Raw genomic sequence first — 22,417 nt, 5'->3', positions numbered from 1 at the left:
CGGAGGGCTATAATTGGACGGTGTACACCACGAAGGCGTGGGCGGGAATCGCGACCCGGAGTTCGTTTTTCTGCAGGTTGATGCTGCTTTCGACCGGGCTGAGCTTCGTCGGCTCCGCGAAGGAGTTGACGGCCTCGAGATCGTCGGAGGCCATGGTCAGGACGGTGGCCGTAGCGGACGGTTTTGCTCCGGCGATGAGGATGTTCAGCGACTGCGGCTCGGCGCCGGTGTTGGCGACTTTGATGTACAGCTCATTGGTGGTAGCGTCCCTGGCGGCCGTAGCATAGAGTGCTTGCTGACCGGTTAGCGGCTCACCGTCCTCGGTGATGCGGAGCAAATCGGTACCGGCGTGGGTGGCGTAGAGTTTTTGGATGTAATAGTTGGCGGTGCCGTAGGCTTGCAGGTTGTTGAACCAGATCATGTCGGGCGTCCACTGCCAGCCCTCTTCGTGGGCCATGAGAGGAGCGTAGGAGGTCATGACGACCACGTCGGCGTTGCGTTCTATGCCGGTCATGTAGGCGGCTTCGGAGAGGGCGCAGTTCCAGTTGTTTTTATTCTCGGGACTGGCGATGGCTACGCTCTGGGCGGCGTATTCTCCGGCGAAAATCTTGGGTCCGTTGCGGTCGTAGCTGTCGTACCTGTTGGCGTTTTCGCGGAACCATTCGGGGGAGCGGTAGTAATGCTCGTCCACGAGTTCGGCCCCGAGGTCCGCCAATTGCTGCATACCGTAATCGAAGAACTCCCCGTCCGGGAAGGGCCCGCTGCCGGAAACGATGACGATGTCGGGGTACTTCGCCTGGATCGCCTTGCTGAATACTTCGTACCGTTCGATGTACTCCGGCCCCCACTGTTCGTTGCCGACGCCGATGTACTTGAGGTTGAAGGGTGCGGGGTGTCCCATATCGCGACGCACCTTGCCCCAGGCGGTGGTGACGTCACCGTTGGCGAATTCGATCAGGTCCAGGGCATCCTGCACGTAGGGGTCGAGCTCGTCCATCGGCACGAGTTCGCCGGTATTAAACTGGCAGGCCATGCCGCAGCTGAGAATGGGAAGGGGTTCAGCGCCCATGTCCTCCGACAGCTGGAAGTATTCGAAAAAGCCGAGGCCGAAACTCTGATAGTAATCGGGGGCCGGGCGGTGGTCGAATTCGGTGTTCCAGCGGTTGATGAGGTACTCCCGTTCCGCGATGGGGCCCACCGTTTTCTTCCACTGGTAACGCTGCGCCAGGGTACGCCCCTCCACGATGCAGCCGCCCGGGAAGCGGAGGAAACCGGGGTTCATGTCGTCGAGCAACTGCACGAGGTCCTTGCGCAGGCCCTTTTTGCGTCCCTTCCAGGTGTCCTGGGGGAAGAGGGAGATCATGTCGAGGTCTACCGTACCCCGGCCCTCGAAGGTGAGCTTCAGCTGCGCCTTGTCCACGGTCCGCTCGGCCGTAAGGGTGGCGGCGTAGTTCTTCCAGTCGCTTCCGCTCGGGTCGATGCTCGCTTCGCCGAGGGCGGCACCGTCCGGGTCGATCAGCTGCAGGTGGATGCGGCTGATGTTGCCTTCGCCGACTGCCGCATCGAGGGTAAGGTCGTAGCGGTCGCCTTCCTTTACGCCTATGCCACGGAATCCTTCGTTGATCAGGACGTAGTCGGGGCCCATCACCGTCACGCGCAGGTAGTTGGAATTTGCCTGGTCCTCGCCGATCTTGATCACGTCGCTTTTGCCGGAGCTTTCGTTGAGCGAGAATTTGTCGGTGCCGGGTTCCAGCCACCCGGTCTTGGGTAGGGTGAATTCGAAGCTGCGGTTCTTGACCAGCTCGGCGTAGAGCCCCCCGTCGGCGGCAAAGTTGATGTCCTCGAAGAAGAGGCCGTACATGGTGGGCTGAATGGTCGCTACGCTCGTGCCTGCGTCCAGGTTCAGGGTCCGGGTGCCGTCGGCGGTAGACTGTGCCGTAAGGACTTTCGGGCTACACCCGCTCAGCAGGAGCAAAGCCAGGCAGGCGGTAAGGATCGGTTTCATAATCTGTTGCTTTAAATCTGTTCTGCAATTACTGACTTTCCGTGGCACGGGGTAGCCATACTTTCATTTTTCCCACGCCCCGGTTCGACCAGGCGTAGTAGGGAATGGCGGTCAGGTTTTTGTTGGTCACCACCCGGATTCCGTCCAGTAAGTCGGGCCGATCCTCGACGACGAATTCATCCGTCATACCGAGGCGAATGTCGCCGAAAGCCCGCGGATTATCTACCTCCTCCACGGCGTAGACCAGGGGACCCCGCTCCAGGGCCAGTTTGCCCCGATCGTCCGCGACCCGCTCGTCGGCCCCGACCTTGCGCACGGGCATCGGAAATTCCAGGTCGATACGGTCGCCGGCCCGCCACGCACGGTCGATGGTGAAGTAGCCGTCAGCCGGGGCTAGGTCCAGGAGCTCCCCGTTCAGGCGGATGGTCGGGGCGTCGTTCAGCTGCTGGGCATACTGGTACAGTCCGCCGGGCATGACTTCGTTGCGCGCCCAGGAGGGTACCCGCAGTTTAAGAGTGGCCCGGGTGGGCTTAGCGGGATCGACGTTCAGGGTTATCCGCCCTTCCCAGGGGTAGGCCGTCTGCTGGCGCACAGTAAAGTTGACGCCGTTCAGGTCGATGTCCGCCGTACTGCCGGCGTAGAGATTGGTGTAGATGGTCTGGCCGCTCTTCGAGTACAGCAGGCCGGGAATGGCGGGGATGAACCGAATCAGGTTGGTCGGACAGCAGGAGCAGTCAAACCAGCTTTGGCGGGTACACGCGCCCCGGTTGAACTCATAGACGCCGTCTGACTCCAGGGCATTGGGGTAAAAAAACTTCGTCCCGTCCAGCGAGAGGCCGGAGATCAGGCCATTATACAGTGTACGCTCCAGTACGTCGAGGTACTTTACCTCGCCACTCTGGCGGTGCAGCCGGTGGTTCCAGTACACGCTGCCGATGGCGGCGCAGGTTTCGTTGTAGGCCGTCAGGTTGGGGAGTTCGTAATTATCCCCGAAGGCTTCCCCCTCGTGGCGGGCGCCGATGCCTCCCGTGAGGTAGGTTTTTTTCTCCACCATGTTGTCCCACAGGGCGTGCACCGCGCGGTCGTAAGCAGCGTCCTGCATCAGCACGGCGATGTCGGTCATGGTGGCATACATGTACACGGCGCGTACGGCGTGGCCGACCACCTCCTCCTGTTGGGTGACCGGCACGTGATCCTGGGAGTAGGGTCCGTAGAGGGGATGATTGTCGGGATTGCCGCGGTTGTCGAGGAAGTAGCGGGCCAGGTCCAGGTAGTCCCTCCGGGCCGTGAGTTCATACAGCTTGAGCAGGCCGGTTTCGACGATCTGGTGGCCGGGCACGTTGTGGATCTTTCCCGGACCGTCGCCGAAGGTGGCCACCACGAGGTCCGCGTTTTTCAGGGCGATGTCGAGGAAGTTGCGCTTGCCCGTCGCCAGGTGGTGGGTGTAGGCGGCTTCGTAGAGGTGACCGGCGTTATAGAGTTCGTGGCTGGCACCGAGAGATTCCCAGCGTACGCCTTCCTTCACTTCTACCCAGGGAGCCGGGGGCGCGGCCGGGTCGATGGTGCGCCAGGTAGTGAGGTAGCCGTCCGCTTCCTGGCCGACCGCGATGATGTCGATCAGGGTGTCCAGCAGGCGACTCAGCTGTGGATTAGGGGCACTGATGAGGGAGTTGGAGGCGCCCTCGATGATCTTGTACACGTCCGTATCGTCGAAGGGGAAGTCCCCCCTCACCTTACCCTCCAGTTGCTTGCCGGCGATGAGGAAGTTGTCCATGCGCCCCTCCTCCTCGCACTTTTGAATGGCGTACTCGATGGTCTTTTCCTGCACCCGCCGGATGATGGGCAGCCAGAATTCGTCCTCCATTTTGACGTGGCGGATGTCTACCGGCGTAATCGGGTAACCCATGGCTGCCGCCGTAGCTTTTTCGGGCGGGGACGCGGGAGCCGTACCGGAACAGGAAAAGAGCCATGCGCTCAGGCACAGCAGGCAGGCGGTTATCGGGCGATTCATGTGCGTCAGTTTAGGGGTTCTACCTGGGGCCAACCGTCGGTGGTCCAAGTGATTGGACTCGTGCCCAGTTTAGGTCGGGCATTGTCCGACGCGTCGTAGGCGTGGAAAAACATGTAGTCCGTCCCGTCGAATGTGTAGACGCTACAGTGACCGGCACCGTACCAGTTTTCGTTGCCCTGCAGAACGAGGGTGCCGCCTCCGTAGAATAGATTCTTTCCCTCCCGGTCGAAGTAGGGGCCCTCCACGCGGCTGGAACGGCCTACGACGACTTTGTAGGTGCTGTTCTCGCCGCGGCAGCAGAGGTCCCAGGACAGGAATTGATAGTACCAATCTCCCTTCTTGAAGATGAATGGGGCTTCCAGGGCGGCATCGCCGGGATTGTAGTCGCCGAGCTCGAAACTGCGTTCCCGGCGCGCGATGGTGTGCCACTCCTGGTCGTCGGACAGGCGGGTGAGGGAGGTGTCCAGCCTGGTTAGTTTCAGGCCGTTCCAGAAGGAGCCGAACGACATCCAGGGGGTGCCCGCCTCGTCGAAGATGATATTCGGGTCGATGGCGTTCCAGAGGTCGCGGTTGGGGTAGGAGCGGATAACGATGCCGTGGTCCGTCCACCCATAGTCGGCCGCGTCGGGATCGAGCGTTTTGCCGGTTGCCACCCCGATGGCCGAGGTGTTCTTGGCGAAGGCGGAAACGGAATAGTAGAGGTAGTACAGCCCGTTGTGTAGCAGCACGTCGGGGGCCCAGATGTGGTTGCCGAAGTCCGGGACGACGGTATCGGTCCACGTCGGCTTTTCCGGGAAGACGGGTGCGGCTTCGGTCCAGTGCTCCAGGTCGGGGGAGGTAAAGTGGGCTATTCCCCGACCGGTGCAGAACAGGTGGTAGGTATTGCCTTCCCGGATGACGACCGGGTCATGCACGCGGATATCGGCGATGTTCTGCGCTCCTGCGTTCCCGCCCCAGAGAAGTGCGAGTAGCAGGCAGCAGCCGAAGAGGGTATGCAGTTTTGTACGCACGTCAGGGTTGTTTTTGGATGCCTTCCGAGGTCATGATGACTCGCTGCAGGGTGCCGTCGGGATTGTAGTGCAGGCGATCGATGCTGACGGAGCGCCGGAAGCTGCCGCCGTGGGGAGAGATGCCTCCGGTGTGGTAGATGAAGTAGGGGACGCCCCGGTATTCGATGATCGACTGGTGGTTGGTGTTGGAGTTGCCGGCCAATTCGTTGAGGATGCCGCCGTACTGCCAGGGGCCGTGAATGGAACGGGACATGGCGTAGGCCGTCTTTTCCGGAAAGTGCTGGGCGTAGGAGAGGTAGTACCAGTCGCCCCGCCGGTGGATCCAGGGCGCTTCGGTGAAGTGGGGCAGTCCTTCCACGACCTTGATTTCTCCGGCGAGTTCGATCATATTGTCTTTGAGGGGGGCGTAGTAGCAGACGGTGTTGCCCCAGAAGAGGTAGGCCTGCCCGTCGTCGTCAGTGAAGACGGTGGGGTCGATGTCGTCCCAGCTGATGTCGGTGGCCGTAGTCATGTCGTTGGTCACGAGGGCCTTGCCGAGGGCATCGCGGAAGGGTCCGGTGGGCCGGTCGGCGACGGCTACTCCGATGGCCTTGCCGGGTACCGTGGCGTGCTCGACCGTGACGTAGAAGTAAAACTTGCCGTCGCGTTCGGTCGTCTGCGCCGCCCAGGCGTCGGCCTTTGCCCAGCTGAAGTCGCTGACCCGCAGCGGGACGGGGTATTCCTCCCAGTGGACCATATCGGTAGAGGAAAAGACCAGCCACTCGTTCATCTTGTAGAAGTGGAAATCGAGCGGGGCCTCGTCGTGGCCGGTGTAGAGAAACACCATGTCATTATAGACCAGGGCGGCCGGGTCGGCGGTGTACTTGTCCTGAATGATGGGGTTATTAAAGGTGGGGGGCACCACGTCCTGACCCTGAACCATGGGGCACAGCAACAACAAGCCGAGGGAGAAAAGAAGTCCTTCCTTCATCACTCGCCGGCTTTGAGTACGACCAGGGTGAAGGGGGCTAGTTCGAGGGAGATCTTGCCATTCCGTAAGGTGGCTCCGGTGAAGGGGGCGGTCTTGACGTGATCGGGGCGTTCGAAGGTGTTATGGTCCTGGAGGGCAGCGGAAGTCAGGATCTCCCCCGTTAGGCTGCCCAGATTGAGGGCGGCAACGTCGAGCTCGATGGTGTGGGCTTTGCCCGCGTCGATGTTTACCAGGGAGATGTGCACGTTCCCCGAAGAATCACGGGAGGCCGAGGCGGAGATGGCCGGCAGGGATTCGCCGTCGTGGGTATAGGTGGGGGATTCGAATTCCAGCGGGATGAGGGTTGCATCGTGGTGGACAGCGTACATCTTCATCACGTGGTAGGTGGGCGTGAGCAACATTTTCTCCCCTTCGGTCAGGATCACGGCCTGGAGGACGTTCACGGCCTGGGCCAGATTGGCCATCTTGACGCGGTCGGCGTGATTGTTGAAAATGTTGAGGGTAGTGCCGGCGATCATGGCGTCGCGCATGGTATTTTGTTGGTACAGGAAGCCTTCATTCGTGCCGGGTTCCACGTCGTACCAGCCACCCCACTCGTCGACGAAGAGGTCAACCTTCTTTTCCGGGTCGTGCTCATCCATGATGGCGACGTGCTTGGCTACAAATTCCTCCATTTTTAGCGCCTCGGCCATGGTGGCGAAGTATTGTTCTTCGGTGAATTCCTTGGCCGAACCCTTGTTGCCCCAGTCGATCACCGAATAATGGTGCAGCGCGATGGCGTCGATCAGGTTTTTGGGGATGTTCTCCATGAGCACTTTGGTCCAGTTGTAGTCGCCGCCGCTGGCGCCCGAAGCGATTTTGTAGATGCCGTCGGTGTTGTTCCAGTCGCTGGCGTAGGTGGCGAAGCGCCGGTAGAGGTCGGCATAGTACTCGGGGCGCATGTTGCCGCCGCAGCCCCAGGCCTCGTTGCCGATGCCCCAGTACTTGACCTTCCAGGGTTCTTCCCGGCCGTACTCCGCGCGCAGACTGGGCATCGGGCTGGTGCCGGCGGGGTGATTGGTGTACTTGATCCAGTCGGCAAACTCCTGGGGCGTGCCGCTACCCACGTTGGCGGAGAGGTAGGGCTCGGTGTCGAGGAGCTCGCACATGTTCAGGAATTCGTTGGTACCGAAGCTGTTGTCTTCCTTCACGTTGCCCCACCAGACGTTGAGAATCGACGGCCGGTCTTCCTTCGGGCCGATGCCGTCCTTCCAGTGGTAGGTGTCGGCGAAGCAGCCGCCCGGCCAGCGTAGGTTGGGAATTTTGAGGTCGCGCAGGGCCGCTACTACATCAAGTCGTACGCCCTCCCGGTTAGGGATATTGCTGGTATCGCCGACGTAGAAACCGCCGTAGATGCAGCGTCCGAGGTGTTCGGCGAAGTGGCCGTAGATGTGGCGGCTGATGGTCGGCGCATCGTCCTGGGGAGCGGCACGCATGGTGACCGTCTGAGCGAAGGAAGTCCCGCCGAGCAGCAAGATTAGGAGAGTGGGGTAAAAGATTTTGTGCATTGCAGGGATCGATTTACGGTTTAGATTTTTTACCCCAGAGGGTGGTGTGATTATCATTAAGGCCGGTGAAGAGGAGGGTTTCGGCTACCTCGTTTTCCCAGTCGCGGCCGCGTTCGACCCGGAGTCGGGCGCGGTGGTTCTCATATTCGAGGGTGAGCCACGGCGCGGCGTAGCTCCAGGTGCCGGTCAGGGTGCCCGAGAGGATTCCGCCGGCTTCCAGGTTGACGGCTTGCGCAGTGCTGAAATCCGGGGCCGTCTGTTCGTCGGCGTATCCGGGCACGACGCGGTAATCGAACACGATCGCTTCCCAGGGGCCGGTGAGTTCATCGGCAGCCACCGGACTTTCCGTTTCCGCGGCGAAGCGTTCGGGGCTGACCAGCGGCCATCCGTCCTCCGTCCAGAAGAGCTGGCGTACGTGCATGACCATAAAGAACGAATTTACTCCGGGGCGGCCCTGGTGGCCGATGTAGAAGGTATCGCCTTTTTTGAATACGCCGGGATGGGATACGCCCTGCCACCCGCCGTGGCCGTCGAAGCGGTAGGGGGCCAGGATCATCGGCAGGTCGTCGGCTTCCTCGTTCATGTTTCTCCCGGTGATGTCGAAGAAGGGGCCTTCGGCGTGGTCCGATCTTCCGACCCTTACGTTGTACTTGGTCTGTAGCCAGTCGTAAGAGAGGAAGAGGTAGTACTGATCAAACTCGGGATTATAGATGATCTCGGGACCTTCGATGTTTCCGTTTACCCGGTTGCCGGTGAAGCCGCGCTGGGCCACGCGGACGCCCTTGTCGTTGGCCCGTTTGGCGAGCCCGGTCGCGGGATCGAGTTCGAGGCGGTAGATGCCGTCCCAGGCCGAACCGTAGTACATATAGTGGGCGCCGTCCGGTGCTACGATCACCGTCGGGTCGATAGCGTTGGTCTGCACCGTAGCGTCGTCGAGGGAGGTGACCGCCAGGCCCTGCTCCACGAAGGGTCCGCGGGGGGAATTTGCGGTGGCCAGGCCGATCACGCTGAGCCGTGGGGTGGAGGAGGAAAGGGAGTAATAAAGCCGGTACTCCTCGCCCACTTTCAGGATATAGGGAGCCCACAGGGAGTTGAAGGGTTCGCCGCCGTTGCGCCGGATGAAGTTAGCCCCCTGAGTGGGCAGGCCGGGGAAGGCCCAGCCGACGAATTCCCATTCGACCAAATTGATACTCCGGCGAATCTGGATGCCCGGCCGGATTTCGTGACCGAAGGCTACGTCGGTGTTGTAGCAGTAGGTGAACTCCCCGTCCACCAGGTAGCTGGGATCGTGTACGTTGTAGTGGGCCCACTGTCCGGTTTGGTCGGCGGAGGCGAGCTGACCGTAAGTATCCGTCAGGACAGTAAAATCGATCGGGCCATTGCCCAGCGTGGTCGTGTCTACGGGGGTAGGCACGGGTGGGGTAGTGAGCACTACGGGCTCTTCCTTGGCACAACCGGAGAGGAGCCCCACTGCGACTGAGCAGGAGAAGAGAAATCGGCGGGTGGTCGGCGTGTATCTCATGTTTATCGGCTCACTTGGTGGGGGGATAAATTGATGGTCCGAACGGTTCGTCCGACGGCGTCGTAGAAAGTGACGGACCGGGCACCCACAGGAATACGGATGGTTCCGGAAGTTTGGCTCAGGTAGCCGCCGCCGAGGGAGTGCTCCACTTTTCTTGTCCGCCCGTCCGCAAGCTCCAGGGTGGTAGAAATTTCTCCCGGCCGAAAGGCTTCCTGGGGTACTGCCGGAGAGGTGCCGATGGTGTAGCACTCTGGCGCCGCCTGGTTGTTGGGGAGGACGATCATGTCCTCCCGGCTGCCCCTGGACAGGCGCACGGCCCCTCGGTTATTGCCGGTAGTATGCAGCCCCGTGACAGAGGACGGGACGACGCGAAAGTTCAGCCCGCCGGTATTCTCGAGCACGGTTCCCGTGGAAGCATCCAGGCTGCCGCTGATGACTTCGCGTTCGCGGTCGTTGCCGACGAGCAGGAGGTCGAGGTCGCCGTCTTTGTCCAGGTCCTCAGCGATCACGCCCAGCACGGGGCCGGCCTGTGCGCCGAACGGAAGCGGATGGATGCTGAATTTTTCCCCACCGACATTTTCCAGCAGGACGGAAGATTGCACCGCGCAGGAGAGGGTTTGCATTCCGGCCGTATCGAGCAGGGCGAGGATGTCGCTGGTCGTTGCCCTGGCATATTCGTGGTAGTAGAGAATGTCCTTTTTGATGCGCGGGAGCTGTTCCGCCAGGAGATCGAAGGGCGCGGCGGGATAATACTTTCCTTCCTCAAACTGCGAGAAAATCGGATCGGTGGTACCGTTTCGGTCGAAGTCGGCGTAGTGGAGCTGCAGGGGGTGATCGGGAAATGCGTCGAAAGGGGTATTGCGTCCGATGTTCCCAACGACGTAATCGGTGTCCCCGTCGTGGTCGAAATCGCCGGCGGTGAGGCTGTTCCACATGCCGGAAGATTGGGACAGCCCAAACTGGTCGGTCACCTCCGTCAGCCGGGCACCATCATTGCGAAATACCCGGATGCGCATAAATTCCCCCACCACGATCAGATCCGGTAGGTGGTCGTTGTTGTAGTCCGTCCAGAGGGCGGAGGTGACCATGCCGGGAAATTGTAGGCCCGGGCACACCCGGGCGGTCACGTCCTCAAAGCCCGCACCGGTATTGCGGAGCAAGTAGCTACGGGGTGTCGTGGGGTACTGACCGGGAACCACCCGTCCGCCGACGAACAGATCCGTCCGGCCGTCCCGGTCGAAGTCTCCCCCCGTGACGGTAGCGGTGCTGGCGAGTAGGGTAGGGAGTTGCCCTTCCGTTAGCGTGAAATTACCGGTGCCGTCGTTGCGGTAGATTCGATCCTGGTAGTTGGGGTGGTCGGCGTAGCGTTCCGTGCCGCCGCTGGTGACGTAGAGGTCCAGATCGCCGTCGGTGTCCACATCCAAGAACAGGGCACCGAGATCTTCGTAGTCTTCGGTGGGGAGTAATCTTTCCTCGAAAGTTCCTTCTGAAGTTTGCAGCAATAATCCGGCCGGGCTACCGTACGCTCCTCCGAGGAAGAGGTCGTCGAGTCCGTCACCGTTGACGTCGCCGACGGCTACGCCCGGACCCTGGGTGGTCAGGCCGTGCTGGAGAAGGGGTTGGTTGCTGAAGTCGCTCGGGGCGATCACTTCCTGGTGTTCGAACGCCAGCGGTGGCAGGGATTGCAGCAGCGTTGGATGCAGCTTCGCTTCGATCTGGGGCGGGGATGCGGTGGCGTAGTCTACGGTGACCAGACGGTCGGCCGGAATGTTATAGAGCACGTTTTCCCGCTCGTCCGGCCAGACGACGCGGAGGCTGTCCATAATCGAATCCCTCCCCAAGCCAAAATGTAGCCGGGTGGACCCCGAACTTTGGTAGCCACTGGCCGGCTGCTGGTAGCGGTGCTGCTGGGTGGCTCCGACGTGTACGGTGACCTGTGCTCCGAAACCGCCGGCGTTCGCCGGCGTGCCGCTTAGTTCCACCTGTACGTAGTGTCCGTTTTCACCCGACTGTTCCCGCAGGGTATTGCGGTAGACGAACGCCCCCGCGTTGAGGTTGTTGGTTACAATTTCGAGATCTCCGTCCAGATCCAGGTCGACGTATACCGCCCCGTTGGAAATGGAAGGTTGGTTGAAGCCCCATGCATTAGTGGCATTGTCGAAGGTGGCGTTTCCCGTATTGCGGTAGGCGTAGTTGGGTAGAACGATCGCCGGTAGTTGTTCCAGGCTGCGCAGCAGCAGCTTCCGGATGTCTTCCGGGCTGGAGAACGGGTCGACGGCATCCTGGCGAAACTTGACGAAATCCAGGTCGGTGATGTTCTTGCCGTAGCCGTTGGTGATGTAGAGATCCTGGAGGCCATCGTTATCAAAGTCCGCGAGCAGCGGTGCCCAACTCCAGTCCGTGCGATCTATACCGGCCAGCTGCCCGACTTCCCGGAAGCGGCCCGTGGGTTCGCCCAGTTGCAGCATGTTGCGCATGTACTGGTGGCCGTATCCGTAATCGAGAGCCCGCCGGAACCGGGCGTGCTGGTTGGGACCGAACATGGTCATGCGGCGGAAGTGATCCTCCGGCAACATGTCCAGGGTAACGAGGTCGAAATTGCCGTCGTTATCGACATCCCCGACGCAGTTGCCCATGGAGAAAAAACTAGTGTGGGCGAAGTAGCGGTCGGCCGCTTCGCTAAAGGTGCCGTCCTGATTGTTGAGGTAGAGCAGGTCACGGGAGAGGTAATCGTTCGAGACGTACACGTCCGGCCACCGATCGTGATTGGCATCGATGATGCCGACCCCCAGGCCGAAGCCCTCGAAGGTTATCCCCGCCCGGCGGGATACGTCCGTAAATACCGGATGGCCGAGCGAATCACTGTAGGTGTTCTCGTAGAGTACATCGGTGTTGCGGGCGGTACCGTCGGTCAGCATCGGTTTGATGGTGACCGCCGACCGCTCGAAACCGCCGCCGTTGAGGAGGTACATATCCAGGTCGCCGTCGCGGTCGTAGTCGAAGAATACCGCATGGTTGGATTCACCGGGGTTGTCCAGACCGTATTCCCCGGCGGCTTCGCGGAAGGTAGCGTCTCCCTGATTGACGTACAGTAGATTGGGGTAAATGCTTTGCCGGGCCGGTCCGCCTACGCTGACGTAAATGTCGTCGAATCCGTCGCTATTGATGTCTACTACGGTTACGCCGGTGCACCAGGTACCGGCAGTACTGATCCCGGATTCTTTGGTGACGTCCGTGAACCGTAAGTCCCCCCCGTTAAGGTACAAGTTGCTGCCGGTGACGTTACCCGTGAAGAACAGGTCGGGCCGGCCGTCGCGATTGAAGTCGCCCACGCCCACGCCGCCCCCGTTGTACAGGTATTCAAAGGTCAGGAGGTTCATGCTGTCGTCGGCGATCACGGTATTTTGAAAGTTGATGCCGGTATGGGTGGCATCCATTAATTGGAAGAGGGGTAGCGAGGAATCCCGTGAGCCACAGGATACCCAGCACGTCATGGCCACGCCGAGTCCGCAAAGCAGCACGAGGGGTGGAAATTGATCGGGCCGGGGGAGGTGACTCACGGGAGGTAAGCTCAATTAGCGGCGTTGCCCACCAGATTGGGATTGCGGTCGATCTCGGTTTGCGGAATGGGCAGGTACTCGTCTTCACCGGGCGTGAAGGTGTTGAACTCGAAATCGTGGGATTTAAGCTCCTCGAGTTTTGCGCCCTGGAGGTAGTCCCACCGCTTCAGGTCGTACCACCGTTTGCCCTCGATGGCCAGTTCCATGATCCGCTCGTGTTCGAGCTGGTCCATAAACTGCTCGGGGCTGTAGGCGGCGAACTCAGCCTCCCGGTCCGGGAGATTAGCGCGGTCTCTGACCTGCTGTACGTAAGCGGCCGCCGTGGCGATGTCCCCGGTTTTGGCCAGGCTTTCGGCGTACATCAGCAGCACGTCGGCGTAACGGATGATGTGGTAATCAAAGCCCGCCGAGAAGGCGTCCGATCCGGTAGCGGCGTTAGTGTACTTTTTGATGAAGTAGTCGTTCTCTCCGTAGCCGCGTTCGAACCAGTCCTGTCCGTAGGCGGTCGTGTAGCCTTCGTCGGGCTCGTACGACAGCAGGGTGGCGTGGTAGCGGGGATCGAGCTTACCGTCGACGGTCCGCTCCTTGCGCATTTCGGTGTACAGGAAGTTGGTGGGGAAAAAATCGAAGAAGTCGCCTACGGAGTAGGTGGGGGTCAGGGCCAGAAACTGCCGCCAATTGACGTTGGGGTCGCCGCCCCAGTTGAATTCGGAGCTCGTACTGGTCGTAAAATCAGCCCAGAAAATCTTGCCCGGGTTGGCATTTTCCACGCCGGGGTCCTGGGAAAACAGGTCCGCGTAGTTCGCGGCCAGGGCGTATTCGCCGGAGTTGATCACGGCGGCGAATAGGGGCAAGGCTTCGGCGTAGTTTCCCTCGTAGAGGTACACCTGACCGAGCAGCGCCTGGGCGGCGCCCTTGGTGGCACGGCCTTCCTGGCCCTGGTCGGTGCCGCTTACGTTGTCGTAGTTGACCGGCAGGCGGGAGATGGCGCCTTCCAGGTCGGATTTGACCTGAGCGTAGACCATCTCGTGGGTAACGGTTTCGTTGCTGGGGTAAAAGGACTCGACCCCGTCGGGCGTTTCGAGCACCAGAGGTACGTTATCGAGGGCATTGGTCAGGTTGAAGTAGGCCAGCGCGCGGAGGAAGTGGGCCTGCCCCAGCAGGCGCTCCCGCAATTCGGCGTCCACATCGTCAATTTTCGGAATATTTTCCAGAGCCTGGTTGGCCCGGGAAACCATGATGTAGTGGCCCGCCCAGTAGATTTCCAGCGCGCCGTCCGTGCCCGGAACGACGAATGAACTGAGGCCGGTCAGGAACGGCCAGGGGCTCCGGCTCGATATCTCGTCGCCCCGGCCGTCGGCGTAGATGGGCGTCATCCGTTGGTACATGCCGTCAATGATGAGGGCGTTGTAGATGGCATCCACCGCCGCAACCGCCTGGGTTTCGTTCTGGTAGTACTGGCCGGTAGATAAGCGGTTGGGGTCGACGACATCCAACTGGTCGGTGCAGGCGGTGATCCCGAGGAGCATGGCCGCCAGGGTGCCGAGGGTGATATTCTTGATTTGCATGACTTAGAATTTGAGTTGAACACCGAGCATGGTGGTTTTGGGCCGGGGGAAGGTGCCGAAGTCGAAGCCCGGATTCAGGATGCCCGCCTGGAAGTCCGGATTATAGCCCTTATAGGCGGCGAAGGTGTGCACGTTCTGTAGCGTGACGTAGATCCGCGCACTCTGCATATTGGCCCTGCGCAGGAGATCGCCCGCGAAGGTGTACCCCAGGGAGACGGTGTTGATGCGGAAGTAGTCGCCGCTCTGGAGCCAGCCGGGCCGGTTGGAATCGCGCTGGTTGTTGTTGGGATCGTTGATGACCACCCGGGGGATGTCGGTATTGGTGTTGGTCGGCGTCCAGCGATTCAGGATGTCCTCGTGCCAGTTGGTATAACCGGAGGTGGGCATCAGGCCGCGGTACAGGTTACTGTTGATGAGGTTGCCGCCGCTGCCCTGACCGAAGACGGTGAAGTCGAAACTCCGGTATTCCGCTACGAGGTTCAGGCCGTAGTAGTAGGTAGGCATCCCGGAGCCGAGGTACTGCCGGTCCTCGTCGTTGACGACGCCGTCGCCGGTCAGGTCGGCAAAGCGGATATCACCCGGGGCCGTGTTGGCATTCTGGAAGGGCGCCTCGGCGATCTCCTGGGCACTCTGGAAGATGCCTTCATACACCCAGCCGTAGTGCTGCCCGATGGGCTCACCGACCTCCGTTCTGGAACCGGCGCCCGAGATCAGATCGAGGGTGCCGATCTCCAGCACCTTGTTCTTGACGGTATAGAAGTTGGGAGCGATGCTCAGGCGAACGTTACCAATGGTTGGGCGCCAGTTGCCCGAAAGCTCGATGCCGGAGTTCTCGATGGAGCCGGCGTTGGTGGTCAGACCGGCCAGGGAGCCGTTGGAGAGGGGGATCGGTAGGTCGATGAGAACGTCCTTGGAGGTGTTGGAGTAGTACTCGGCCGTGAACTCTACCTGTCCGTCCAGTAGTTCCAGGTCCAGCCCGACGCTGCGGGTTACCCGCGTTTCCCAGGTGATGGCCGGGTCGACCAGAATGGTGGTGGCGGCTCCGAAGACCCGTCCCGTGGAATACTCGTAGGGAATGGCCCGGTTGATGGTTGCCTGGTAGCGGAAGTTGCCGATCTCCTGGTTGCCGAGCTCTCCGTATCCACCGCGCAGTTTTAGGCTCGTGATGGTTTCCGGTAGGGCAAAGGTCTTATGAAGCTTCCAACCAAGACCGATGGAGGGAAAGATGGCAAAACGGTCTTCCTCCCGGAAGCGGGAGGAGCCGTCCCTGCGAATGTTGAAGGTAAGCAGGTAGGTATCGTCGTAGGCGTAGGCTACGCGACCGAGAAAGGAGGCCAGGGTAGCCGGCTGCTGGTTGTCAGTCACGCTGAAGGTGGAAGCGTTGGAGAGGCTGCGGATGTAGGGCTTCTCCAGTCCCGAACCGATGGCGGTGAACTGGCGGAAGTTGAACTCCTGGAAGCTCTGGCCGGCCAGGACGGTGAGGTCGTGCTTGCCGATGACGTTCTTGTAGGTCAGCGTATTCTCCACGAGGAAGGAGTTGCTCGAGCGGTCGCCGACCTGGAGCTCGGCCAGGGGCCGGGGGAAGAAGTAGCCGAGATCGTACTGGGGCGCGAAGAGCTCGTCGGAAATGTCGGTGTTGTCGTACTGCAGGCTGGTCTTGAAGGTGAGCGATTTCGCGAGGTCCAGTTCGCCGTAAACGTTGGCCAGTAGGCGATTAACTTTACTTGAATTGGTTACCAGGGTGTTGAAGCCCGGCACGTTGAGGGTGATGGACTGGTGGATCACCGCGTCGGCCCCACCGAAGCCGCCCTCGCGGGAAGGATCCTCGACGGGGATCGTCGGGATGGCCTGCAGGAGGTCGTTGACCAGGGTAGGGCGACCACCGGGAATGAAGAGGGTGAACGCACCGTTGTAGAAAAGTGGGTTCTCATCGGAGCGCATGGCGTAGATGTTCTCGCCGATCCGGACCTTGCCGAGGTTGATCTCCGAGTTGACGCGGGCGGAGTACCGTTTGTAGTCCGGTCCGGAGCCCACCAGGGTGCCGCGGTTGTCGAGGTAGTCGAGGGAGACGAAGTAGTTTAGCAGTTCGGTCCCCCCGGTTAGGCCGAGGTTGTAGTTCTGGATCGAGCCATCCTTATAGCCCGCGTCCTGCCAGTCGGTATCGATGTTGTCGATGAAACTAGGGGAGGCGGGGTCGTTGCCGGGCACGGCTGCTTGTCCGCCATTCGTCAGGAGTTCGTTGCTGATGGTTTGGTAGCCCACCCGGTCAAGCACGGGTAGTCGCTGGGGCACGGTCTGCCGGCCGGCGTAGGCGGAGAAGTCGACATTGAAGCCCGTTTTTCTCTTGCCGGATTTTGTGGTAATGATGACGACCCCATTGGCGGCGCGGTTGCCGTAGATGGCCCCCGAGGTGGCATCCTTCAGGATTTGGATTGACTCGATGTCGTTGGGGTTGATGTCACGGATGCCGCCCGCCAACGGAAAGCCGTCGACGACGTACAGCGGTTCGGCGCCCGCACCGAGGCCGAAGGTGCTCACGCCGCGAATTCTTACGTTCGGCGCCGCACCCGGCTGACCGTCGCTGGTGATCGATACGCCGGCCACCCGACCCTGGAGCATCTGGGTGACGTCGTTGGAGGCCTGCTTGGTCAGCTCTTCGGCATTTACCACGCTCACGGCCCCGGTCAGGTCCTCCTTGCGCTGGGTGCCGTAGCCGACCACTACTACTTCGTCGAGTAGCGCTACGTCGGTTTCCATGGTCACGTCAATCTGACTGCGGTTGTTGACGGCTACTTCCACCCGGCGGTATCCGGTGTAGGAAAAGACAAGCGTCTCGTCAGGAGGCACGGAGAGCCGGTAGCTGCCGTCGAGATCCGTGACGGTACCGCCGGTTTGGCCTGGTACCGTGATACTCACTCCGATCAGCGGTTCGCCCTCCGCTGAAGTTACCGTTCCGGTTACCGCTTGTGCCTCAGCTTCCGAGGCGAACAGCAGCAGGCAAATAGTAATTGTTGGTACCAGCCATTGCGGGTATAGAACCCCCGGAGGTTTGGTCGCTCCGAATAGTTTGCATATCGACATATGAGACAGATTGTAATTATAAGTGTGTAATATACACTTACAAATGTATGTCCCGCAGACCGCTAATGCAAATGTTAATTTTGTTAAAGTTTGTATATCTGATAAATAGTCTGCCGAATTAGCATATTCCAAAGAAGATTTTTTGTGTTTATGTTACACTTATTTACCTTCCTGATCCCCGCGAAAATCTCTAGGTTTGCGGATATTAACCCTCCGGCAACAATATTCAGGTAGCATGTACGACGATTCGGATAAGGAAAGGCTACTACTAGCGGTAGACTGCATCGTCTTCGGCTTTGATGGAGAAAAGCTCAAAATTCTCCTGATCAAGCGGGGATTCGAGCCCGAACGGGGGAAGTGGTCCCTCATCGGCGGGTTCTTGCGTAAGAGCGAGGTCCTCCAGGACGCCGCAACCCGCATCCTGTCGGTGTATACGGGGCTCGACGACATATACATGGAGCAGGTAGGTACCTTCAGCGACGTCGATCGCGATCCCGAGGAGCGTACCGTCTCCACGGCCTACTACGCCCTGATCAATATCGCCGAGCATAGCCAAAAACTGAGTCACCGGTACTCGGCGCAGTGGTTCAGCGTGGAGGATGCGCCGCCGCTGATTTTCGACCACGATCGCATGGTGCGTCACGCACTTGAACGCCTGAAGATCAAGGCGGAGACGGAGCCCATCGGCTTCGAACTGCTGCCCGATAAATTCACGATGCTCCGGCTGCAGAAGCTCTACGAGGCCATTTACAACGTGTCGCTCGATAAGCGTAATTTTATCAATAAGGTCAGGTCCCTCGACATTCTGGAAAAGCTCGACGAGAAGGACAAAACCTCCTCCCGCAAGGGTTCCTTCCTTTACCGCTTCGATGCCGAGAAGTACCACCGGGCCGAACGCAGTCGCTCTCTCCTCAACCTTTAGGCGGATTACCGCCAATTATTCGACGGTGCATAAAGCCCAAAATGCCTAATTTACGGAGGGCAGGGCGCTTCCCGTCCATCCACGCCCCCTAAAATTAGCCGCCATGCATCGCCTCTTTTTCCTTCTCTGCCTGACCGTCGGCCTGGCCAACTGCGAGACCGCGGAGCAAGTGGAGTCCTCAACGGAAGCGACGGATTCCGTCGCGGAAACCGGGGTCGAAACTCCGGAAACCAATCATAACTGGCAGGCCATCGATTCCGAGGAGGCACTCGTCGCTACCGCCCTGCTGGCGGCCCCGGAAGCCAGTCGGGAGGGAGCGAAAGTGATTGGCTACAACACGGCCGGTGAGTTCGTCACCCTCCGCGAGGGCACCAATGAGTTCATCTGTCTGGCCGATGACCCCAACACCGAAGGGTTCAACGCGGCCTGCTACCATAAGGACCTGGAACCCTTCATGGCCCGCGGCCGGGAGCTCAGGGCGGCGGGAAGGAACAACCAGGAGATCTTTGATATCCGGGAGGAAGAAGCGAAATCCGGGAAGCTTACCATGGGTGAAATGGGGACGACCCTGCACATTTATTCCGGCCCGGAAGCCCGTTACGATCCCGCTACCGGCAGGGTCGACCAGGCGAAGTACCGCTACGTCGTCTACCTCCCCTTCGCTACCGCCGCCTCTACCGGACTGCCGGAGTCGCCCGTCGCCCCCAACCACCCGTGGATCATGGACCCCGGCACCCACCGGGCCCACATCATGATCTCTCCGATCAACGGGGAAGAGTAGCGCGGCCGTGCAGAAACCTACCGTAATCATCACCGGCGCGGGACAGGGCATCGGCCGGGCCACCGCCGGCTACCTGGCCGAACGAAACTACCGCGTGGCTCTTTTGGAACGCGACGCGGAAGCGGGCCGGGAAGCCCTCGCCGAGGTCGAAAAACTGGGTGAGGCCATGTTCGTGGAGACCGACGTAGCCCGGGAAGAGCAAGTGCGGGCGGCCGTCACCAGAGTAGCCGACCGGTGGGGTGGTGTCAACTACCTGGTCAACAACGCGGGCTTCGCGATCAATAAGCCGGTAGAAGAACTCTCGCTCGCCGAGTGGAATGCGGTCATCGGGACCAACCTGACCGGAGCTTTTCTCTGCTCCAAGTATTGCGCTTCGCTCCTGCGTTCCCGCCGGGGAGCTATCGTAAATTTATCCTCCGTGCGCCGTATGATGGCCGAACCCCACATCGAAGCCTACGCGGCGGCCAAGGGCGGCGTGCATTCCCTCACCCAGGCCCTGGCCATCAGCCTCGGTCCGGAGGTGCGGGTGAATAGCATCAGCCCCGGTTGGGTCGACGTCACCCCCTGGCAGAAGGCAAGCGCCCGCCAACCCGCCGACCTCCGCCCCGCCGACCACGCCCAACACCCCGTCGGCCGGGTCGGCGTACCCCACGATATTGCCGCCATGATCCACTACCTGCTATCCGATAACGGCGGCTTCATCACCGGCCAGGACTTCGTGGTCGATGGCGGTATGCTGCGCAAAATGATCTATGTCTGATAACTCCGGTTCCGTGCCCCCGAAACTGCTTCTCGCCGTGCTGTTCCTTACTTTCGGTTACCTGCACGCGCAGCTTCCGACGTACACCAATTTTAAGCAGTCCGACGTCTTCGACGAGCCCGTCACGCCCAGTTGTCATGCCTCCACGATCGTGGAACTCGGACCGGATCACCTCCTCGTCGCCTGGTTCGGAGGCAGCCGGGAAGGGGCGAAGGACGTAGCGATCTACGCCGGCGAACGGGTCGGAGGGGAGTGGTCACGGCCCCGGCAACTGGTGGCGCCCCTGGTGCGGGAAGGGGACACGCTGCCCTGCTGGAATCCGGTATTGTTCCGCAGCGCCCGCGGACGGCTGTATCTCTTCTACAAGGTGGGCAAGAACCCCCGCGAATGGTTCGGTGCCATGCTGACCTCCGACGACGACGGGCGGCACTGGAGTGACCCCCGCTACCTGCCGGACGGATTCCTCGGCCCCATCCGCAATAAACCAATCGAAATCGAGGCGGGCACCCTGCTTTGCGGGAGCAGTACGGAAAGCCCCCTGACCGACGAATGGCGCGTCCACCTCGAACGCTACCACGAGGCCGACGACCGCTGGGAAAAGGTGGAGGTGCCCAACCCACGGGAGTTCGAGATCATCCAGCCCACCTTCCTGCGGCACGGCGGGGACACCTTGCAGATCCTCTGTCGGAGCAAGCACGACCGGCTCGTATCCAGCTGGTCCTACGACCGGGGGCGTAGCTGGACGGAGGCCGACACCGTAGCCGTGCCCAACTCCAACTCCGGGGTCGATGCGGTTACACTCGCGTCCGGCCATTTTCTGCTGGTCAATAATCCCCTGCCGCGGGGTGAAAACTGGTGGAACGGGCGGAGCGTCCTGGACGTGGAGTGGTCCCCCGACGGCGTGCACTGGCAGCCGCTCCTAGATCTCGAGCGCCATGCGGAGGGGGAGTATAGTTATCCGGCCATCATACAGGCGGCGGACGGAACCGTTCACGTCGTGTATACCCACGATCGCCGGTCCATTCGCCACGCAAGTTTCCGGCTCGGGTCGGACTAGTCCGTCACCTTCAGTTCCCGGCGCAGTTCGCGCAGTTCCGTTTGTAAGCGTTCTTTTTCCGCCACCAGCGCGGGATCGTCGATCCGGTTTTCCATTTCCTGGGGATCCTCCTGTAGGTCGAAGAGTTCGTAGCCCTCGAAGCCGGGCTCGGTAAAGTGGATCAGTTTGTAGCGTTCGCCACGCACCCCCTCGTGACGGGCAACGCGGTGAAAGCTGTTCATTTCCTGGTAGTAACGGTAGTAGATGTGATCGCGCCAGTCGTCGGGCGCCGTACCACCGAAGAGGGGGACCAGGCTCTCTCCCTGAAGCTCATCGGGCGCGGGGACGCCGGCGAGTTCCAGGAGGGTGGGGGCCAGGTCGATGTTCATCACCAGTGCGTCCGAGGTGGTACCGCCAGCGATGCGTGCGGGGTACTTGACCATGAGGGGGGTGCGGTGACTTTCCTCGTACATGAAGCGCTTGTCGTACCAGCCGTGCTCGCCCAGGTAAAAGCCCTGGTCGCTGGTGTAAATCACGATGGTGTTCTCGGCCAGGCCGCTTTCCTCTAGGTAGTCGAGCACGCGACCGACGTTGTCGTCGACACTCTTCACGCTGGCGAGGTAATCCTGCATATAGCGCTGGTAGCGCCAGCCGAGTTCTTCATCCGTACCCTTCACCGACTGCCATTCCTCCCCGACCCGCTTGAGGAAGGGTGCGTAGGCGGCCCGCTGGGCGGGAGTGAGGCGGTCGATCTCCCGGTAGAAGTACTCGGCCATATATTTCGTGCCGTCCGGCCAGAAGGTCGCGCCCCCGGTACCCGGATCGTTGGGTTCATACTCCCTGATCACCTTGAGGTCCTGGCTGACGAACATGTCGGCAATGCGCATGTCGGCATTGGCGGCGGCGGGCCGGCCGGCGTAATCGTCGCGCAGGTTAGCGGGTTCGGGATAGCGTTTGTCGAGTAGGCCGGGCAGGTCGCCGGTATCCGGCATCCAATTGCGGTGGGGAGCCTTGTGCCAGTACAGCATCATGAAGGGCTGGTCGCCTTCCGCGTTGCGTTTGAGTTCCTCGAGGGCGTAGTCGGTGATCAGGCTGGTGGTGTATCCTTCTTCCGGAGCCAGGGTGTCGCCGTTGTGAATGAAGGTGGGGTTGTAGTAATCGCCCTGCCCGATGAGGGCCCGGTACTCGTCAAGACCGTGGGGAACGTAGGTAAGGTGGTGCTTGCCGAAGAGGGACGTGCGGTACCCGGCATCGTGGAGGGCTTCGGGAAAGGTCCACTGATTGGGGTCGAAGGGACTCAGGTTGTCAATCTTTCCGTTGAGGTGGCTGTACTTGCTGGTCAGGATCGCGGCGCGGCTGGGGGCGCAGATGGAGTTGGTCACGAAGCTGTTACGGAAGAGCATGCCGCCGTCGGCGATCCGGTCCAGGTTGGGCGTTTGCGTCAGCTCATCGGTGTAGGCTGAAATGGCCCGCTGGGCGTGGTCGTCCGACATAATAAAGATGATGTTCGGCCGGGTGGCTGGTGTACTTCCCGCTACGTCTCCTTCGGGGGCGGGGCCGCAGGAGCAGAGTAAAAACAAAAACAGCAAAGAGGGTAGGGTGCGAAAAGTGAGCATGAAATAGCGTTTGACACTAAGGCGGTTT

General features: G+C 60.7%; 14 protein-coding genes. 4 read left to right on the top strand and 10 right to left on the bottom strand.

Features of this window, described 5'->3' with window-relative positions; translation table 11 throughout:
* Positions 1–7: 7 nt before the first annotated feature.
* The 9 genes from NMA52_RS09670 to NMA52_RS09630 are packed head-to-tail and all read right to left on the bottom strand — an operon-like array spanning position 8 to position 17,187.
* A complete protein-coding gene (locus tag NMA52_RS09670) occupies positions 8–2,005 on the bottom strand; it encodes an alpha-L-arabinofuranosidase C-terminal domain-containing protein (RefSeq protein WP_254827459.1) in 1,998 nt (665 codons plus the stop codon).
* 28 nt (positions 2,006–2,033) lie between these two features.
* Positions 2,034–4,016, bottom strand: a complete 1,983-nt coding sequence (locus NMA52_RS09665; RefSeq protein ID WP_254827458.1) for a glycoside hydrolase family 127 protein — start codon at positions 4,014–4,016, stop codon at positions 2,034–2,036.
* A gap of 5 nt (positions 4,017–4,021) precedes the next feature.
* Entirely contained in the window at positions 4,022–5,026 is a 1,005-nt protein-coding gene (locus NMA52_RS09660; RefSeq protein WP_254827457.1) for a family 43 glycosylhydrolase, read from the bottom strand.
* Position 5,027: 1 nt separating this feature from the next.
* Entirely contained in the window at positions 5,028–5,996 is a 969-nt protein-coding gene (locus NMA52_RS09655) for a glycoside hydrolase family 43 protein (RefSeq protein ID WP_254827456.1), read from the bottom strand.
* Positions 5,996–7,543: an alpha-N-arabinofuranosidase gene (locus NMA52_RS09650; protein ID WP_254827455.1), complete on the bottom strand. Its 1,548-nt coding sequence runs from the start codon at positions 7,541–7,543 to the stop codon at positions 5,996–5,998. Before NMA52_RS09650 ends, NMA52_RS09655 begins: the two co-directional genes overlap by 1 nt.
* 13 nt (positions 7,544–7,556) lie before the next feature.
* Complete coding sequence (locus NMA52_RS09645) at positions 7,557–9,065, bottom strand: arabinan endo-1,5-alpha-L-arabinosidase (RefSeq protein WP_254827454.1); 1,509 nt, start codon at positions 9,063–9,065, stop codon at positions 7,557–7,559.
* Positions 9,066–9,067: 2 nt separating this feature from the next.
* On the bottom strand, positions 9,068–12,625 hold the full coding sequence (locus tag NMA52_RS09640; RefSeq protein ID WP_254827453.1) for an FG-GAP-like repeat-containing protein: 3,558 nt from the start codon (positions 12,623–12,625) through the stop codon (positions 9,068–9,070).
* Between the two features lie 11 nt (positions 12,626–12,636).
* Positions 12,637–14,193, bottom strand: a complete 1,557-nt coding sequence (locus NMA52_RS09635; protein WP_254827452.1) for a RagB/SusD family nutrient uptake outer membrane protein — start codon at positions 14,191–14,193, stop codon at positions 12,637–12,639.
* A gap of 3 nt (positions 14,194–14,196) precedes the next feature.
* Positions 14,197–17,187: a SusC/RagA family TonB-linked outer membrane protein gene (locus tag NMA52_RS09630; RefSeq protein ID WP_371930957.1), complete on the bottom strand. Its 2,991-nt coding sequence runs from the start codon at positions 17,185–17,187 to the stop codon at positions 14,197–14,199.
* Between the two features lie 322 nt (positions 17,188–17,509).
* On the opposite strand from NMA52_RS09630, the gene NMA52_RS09625 reads away from it, so the two are divergent.
* The 4 genes from NMA52_RS09625 to NMA52_RS09610 all read left to right on the top strand — a co-directional run bounded on the left by NMA52_RS09625 (position 17,510) and on the right by NMA52_RS09610 (position 20,794).
* Complete coding sequence (locus NMA52_RS09625) at positions 17,510–18,196, top strand: NUDIX domain-containing protein (RefSeq protein ID WP_254827450.1); 687 nt, start codon at positions 17,510–17,512, stop codon at positions 18,194–18,196.
* A 103-nt stretch (positions 18,197–18,299) separates the two neighbouring features.
* Positions 18,300–18,977, top strand: coding sequence for a hypothetical protein (locus tag NMA52_RS09620; protein ID WP_254827449.1), 678 nt, complete (start codon positions 18,300–18,302; stop codon positions 18,975–18,977).
* Between the two features lie 7 nt (positions 18,978–18,984).
* Complete coding sequence (locus NMA52_RS09615; RefSeq protein WP_254827448.1) at positions 18,985–19,737, top strand: SDR family oxidoreductase; 753 nt, start codon at positions 18,985–18,987, stop codon at positions 19,735–19,737.
* On the top strand, positions 19,730–20,794 hold the full coding sequence (locus NMA52_RS09610; RefSeq protein ID WP_254827447.1) for an exo-alpha-sialidase: 1,065 nt from the start codon (positions 19,730–19,732) through the stop codon (positions 20,792–20,794). The genes NMA52_RS09615 and NMA52_RS09610 overlap by 8 nt, the downstream gene beginning before the upstream one ends.
* Here the strand turns inward: NMA52_RS09610 and NMA52_RS09605 are convergent.
* Complete coding sequence (locus NMA52_RS09605; protein ID WP_254827446.1) at positions 20,791–22,389, bottom strand: sulfatase; 1,599 nt, start codon at positions 22,387–22,389, stop codon at positions 20,791–20,793. The two genes, NMA52_RS09610 and NMA52_RS09605, sit on opposite strands and share 4 nt — an antisense overlap.
* Positions 22,390–22,417: the final 28 nt, after the last annotated feature.

Origin of the sequence: Lewinella sp. JB7, assembly GCF_024297185.1 — a bacterium.
GTDB lineage: Bacteria > Bacteroidota > Bacteroidia > Chitinophagales > Saprospiraceae > Neolewinella.
The sequence above is the reverse complement of the archived record's forward strand: the minus strand, read 5'-3'. Positions and strand labels throughout refer to the sequence as shown.

Coding starts and splice junctions, on each gene's coding strand:
- NMA52_RS09670 (WP_254827459.1), bottom strand. CDS start 2,005: ATGAAACCGATCCTTACCGCCTGCCTGGCTTTGCTCCTGCTGAGCGGG.
- NMA52_RS09665 (WP_254827458.1), bottom strand. CDS start 4,016: ATGAATCGCCCGATAACCGCCTGCCTGCTGTGCCTGAGCGCATGGCTC.
- NMA52_RS09655 (WP_254827456.1), bottom strand. CDS start 5,996: ATGAAGGAAGGACTTCTTTTCTCCCTCGGCTTGTTGTTGCTGTGCCCC.
- NMA52_RS09650 (WP_254827455.1), bottom strand. CDS start 7,543: ATGCACAAAATCTTTTACCCCACTCTCCTAATCTTGCTGCTCGGCGGG.
- NMA52_RS09645 (WP_254827454.1), bottom strand. CDS start 9,065: ATGAGATACACGCCGACCACCCGCCGATTTCTCTTCTCCTGCTCAGTC.
- NMA52_RS09635 (WP_254827452.1), bottom strand. CDS start 14,193: ATGCAAATCAAGAATATCACCCTCGGCACCCTGGCGGCCATGCTCCTC.
- NMA52_RS09625 (WP_254827450.1), top strand. CDS start 17,510: ATGTACGACGATTCGGATAAGGAAAGGCTACTACTAGCGGTAGACTGC.
- NMA52_RS09620 (WP_254827449.1), top strand. CDS start 18,300: ATGCATCGCCTCTTTTTCCTTCTCTGCCTGACCGTCGGCCTGGCCAAC.
- NMA52_RS09610 (WP_254827447.1), top strand. CDS start 19,730: ATGTCTGATAACTCCGGTTCCGTGCCCCCGAAACTGCTTCTCGCCGTG.
- NMA52_RS09605 (WP_254827446.1), bottom strand. CDS start 22,389: ATGCTCACTTTTCGCACCCTACCCTCTTTGCTGTTTTTGTTTTTACTC.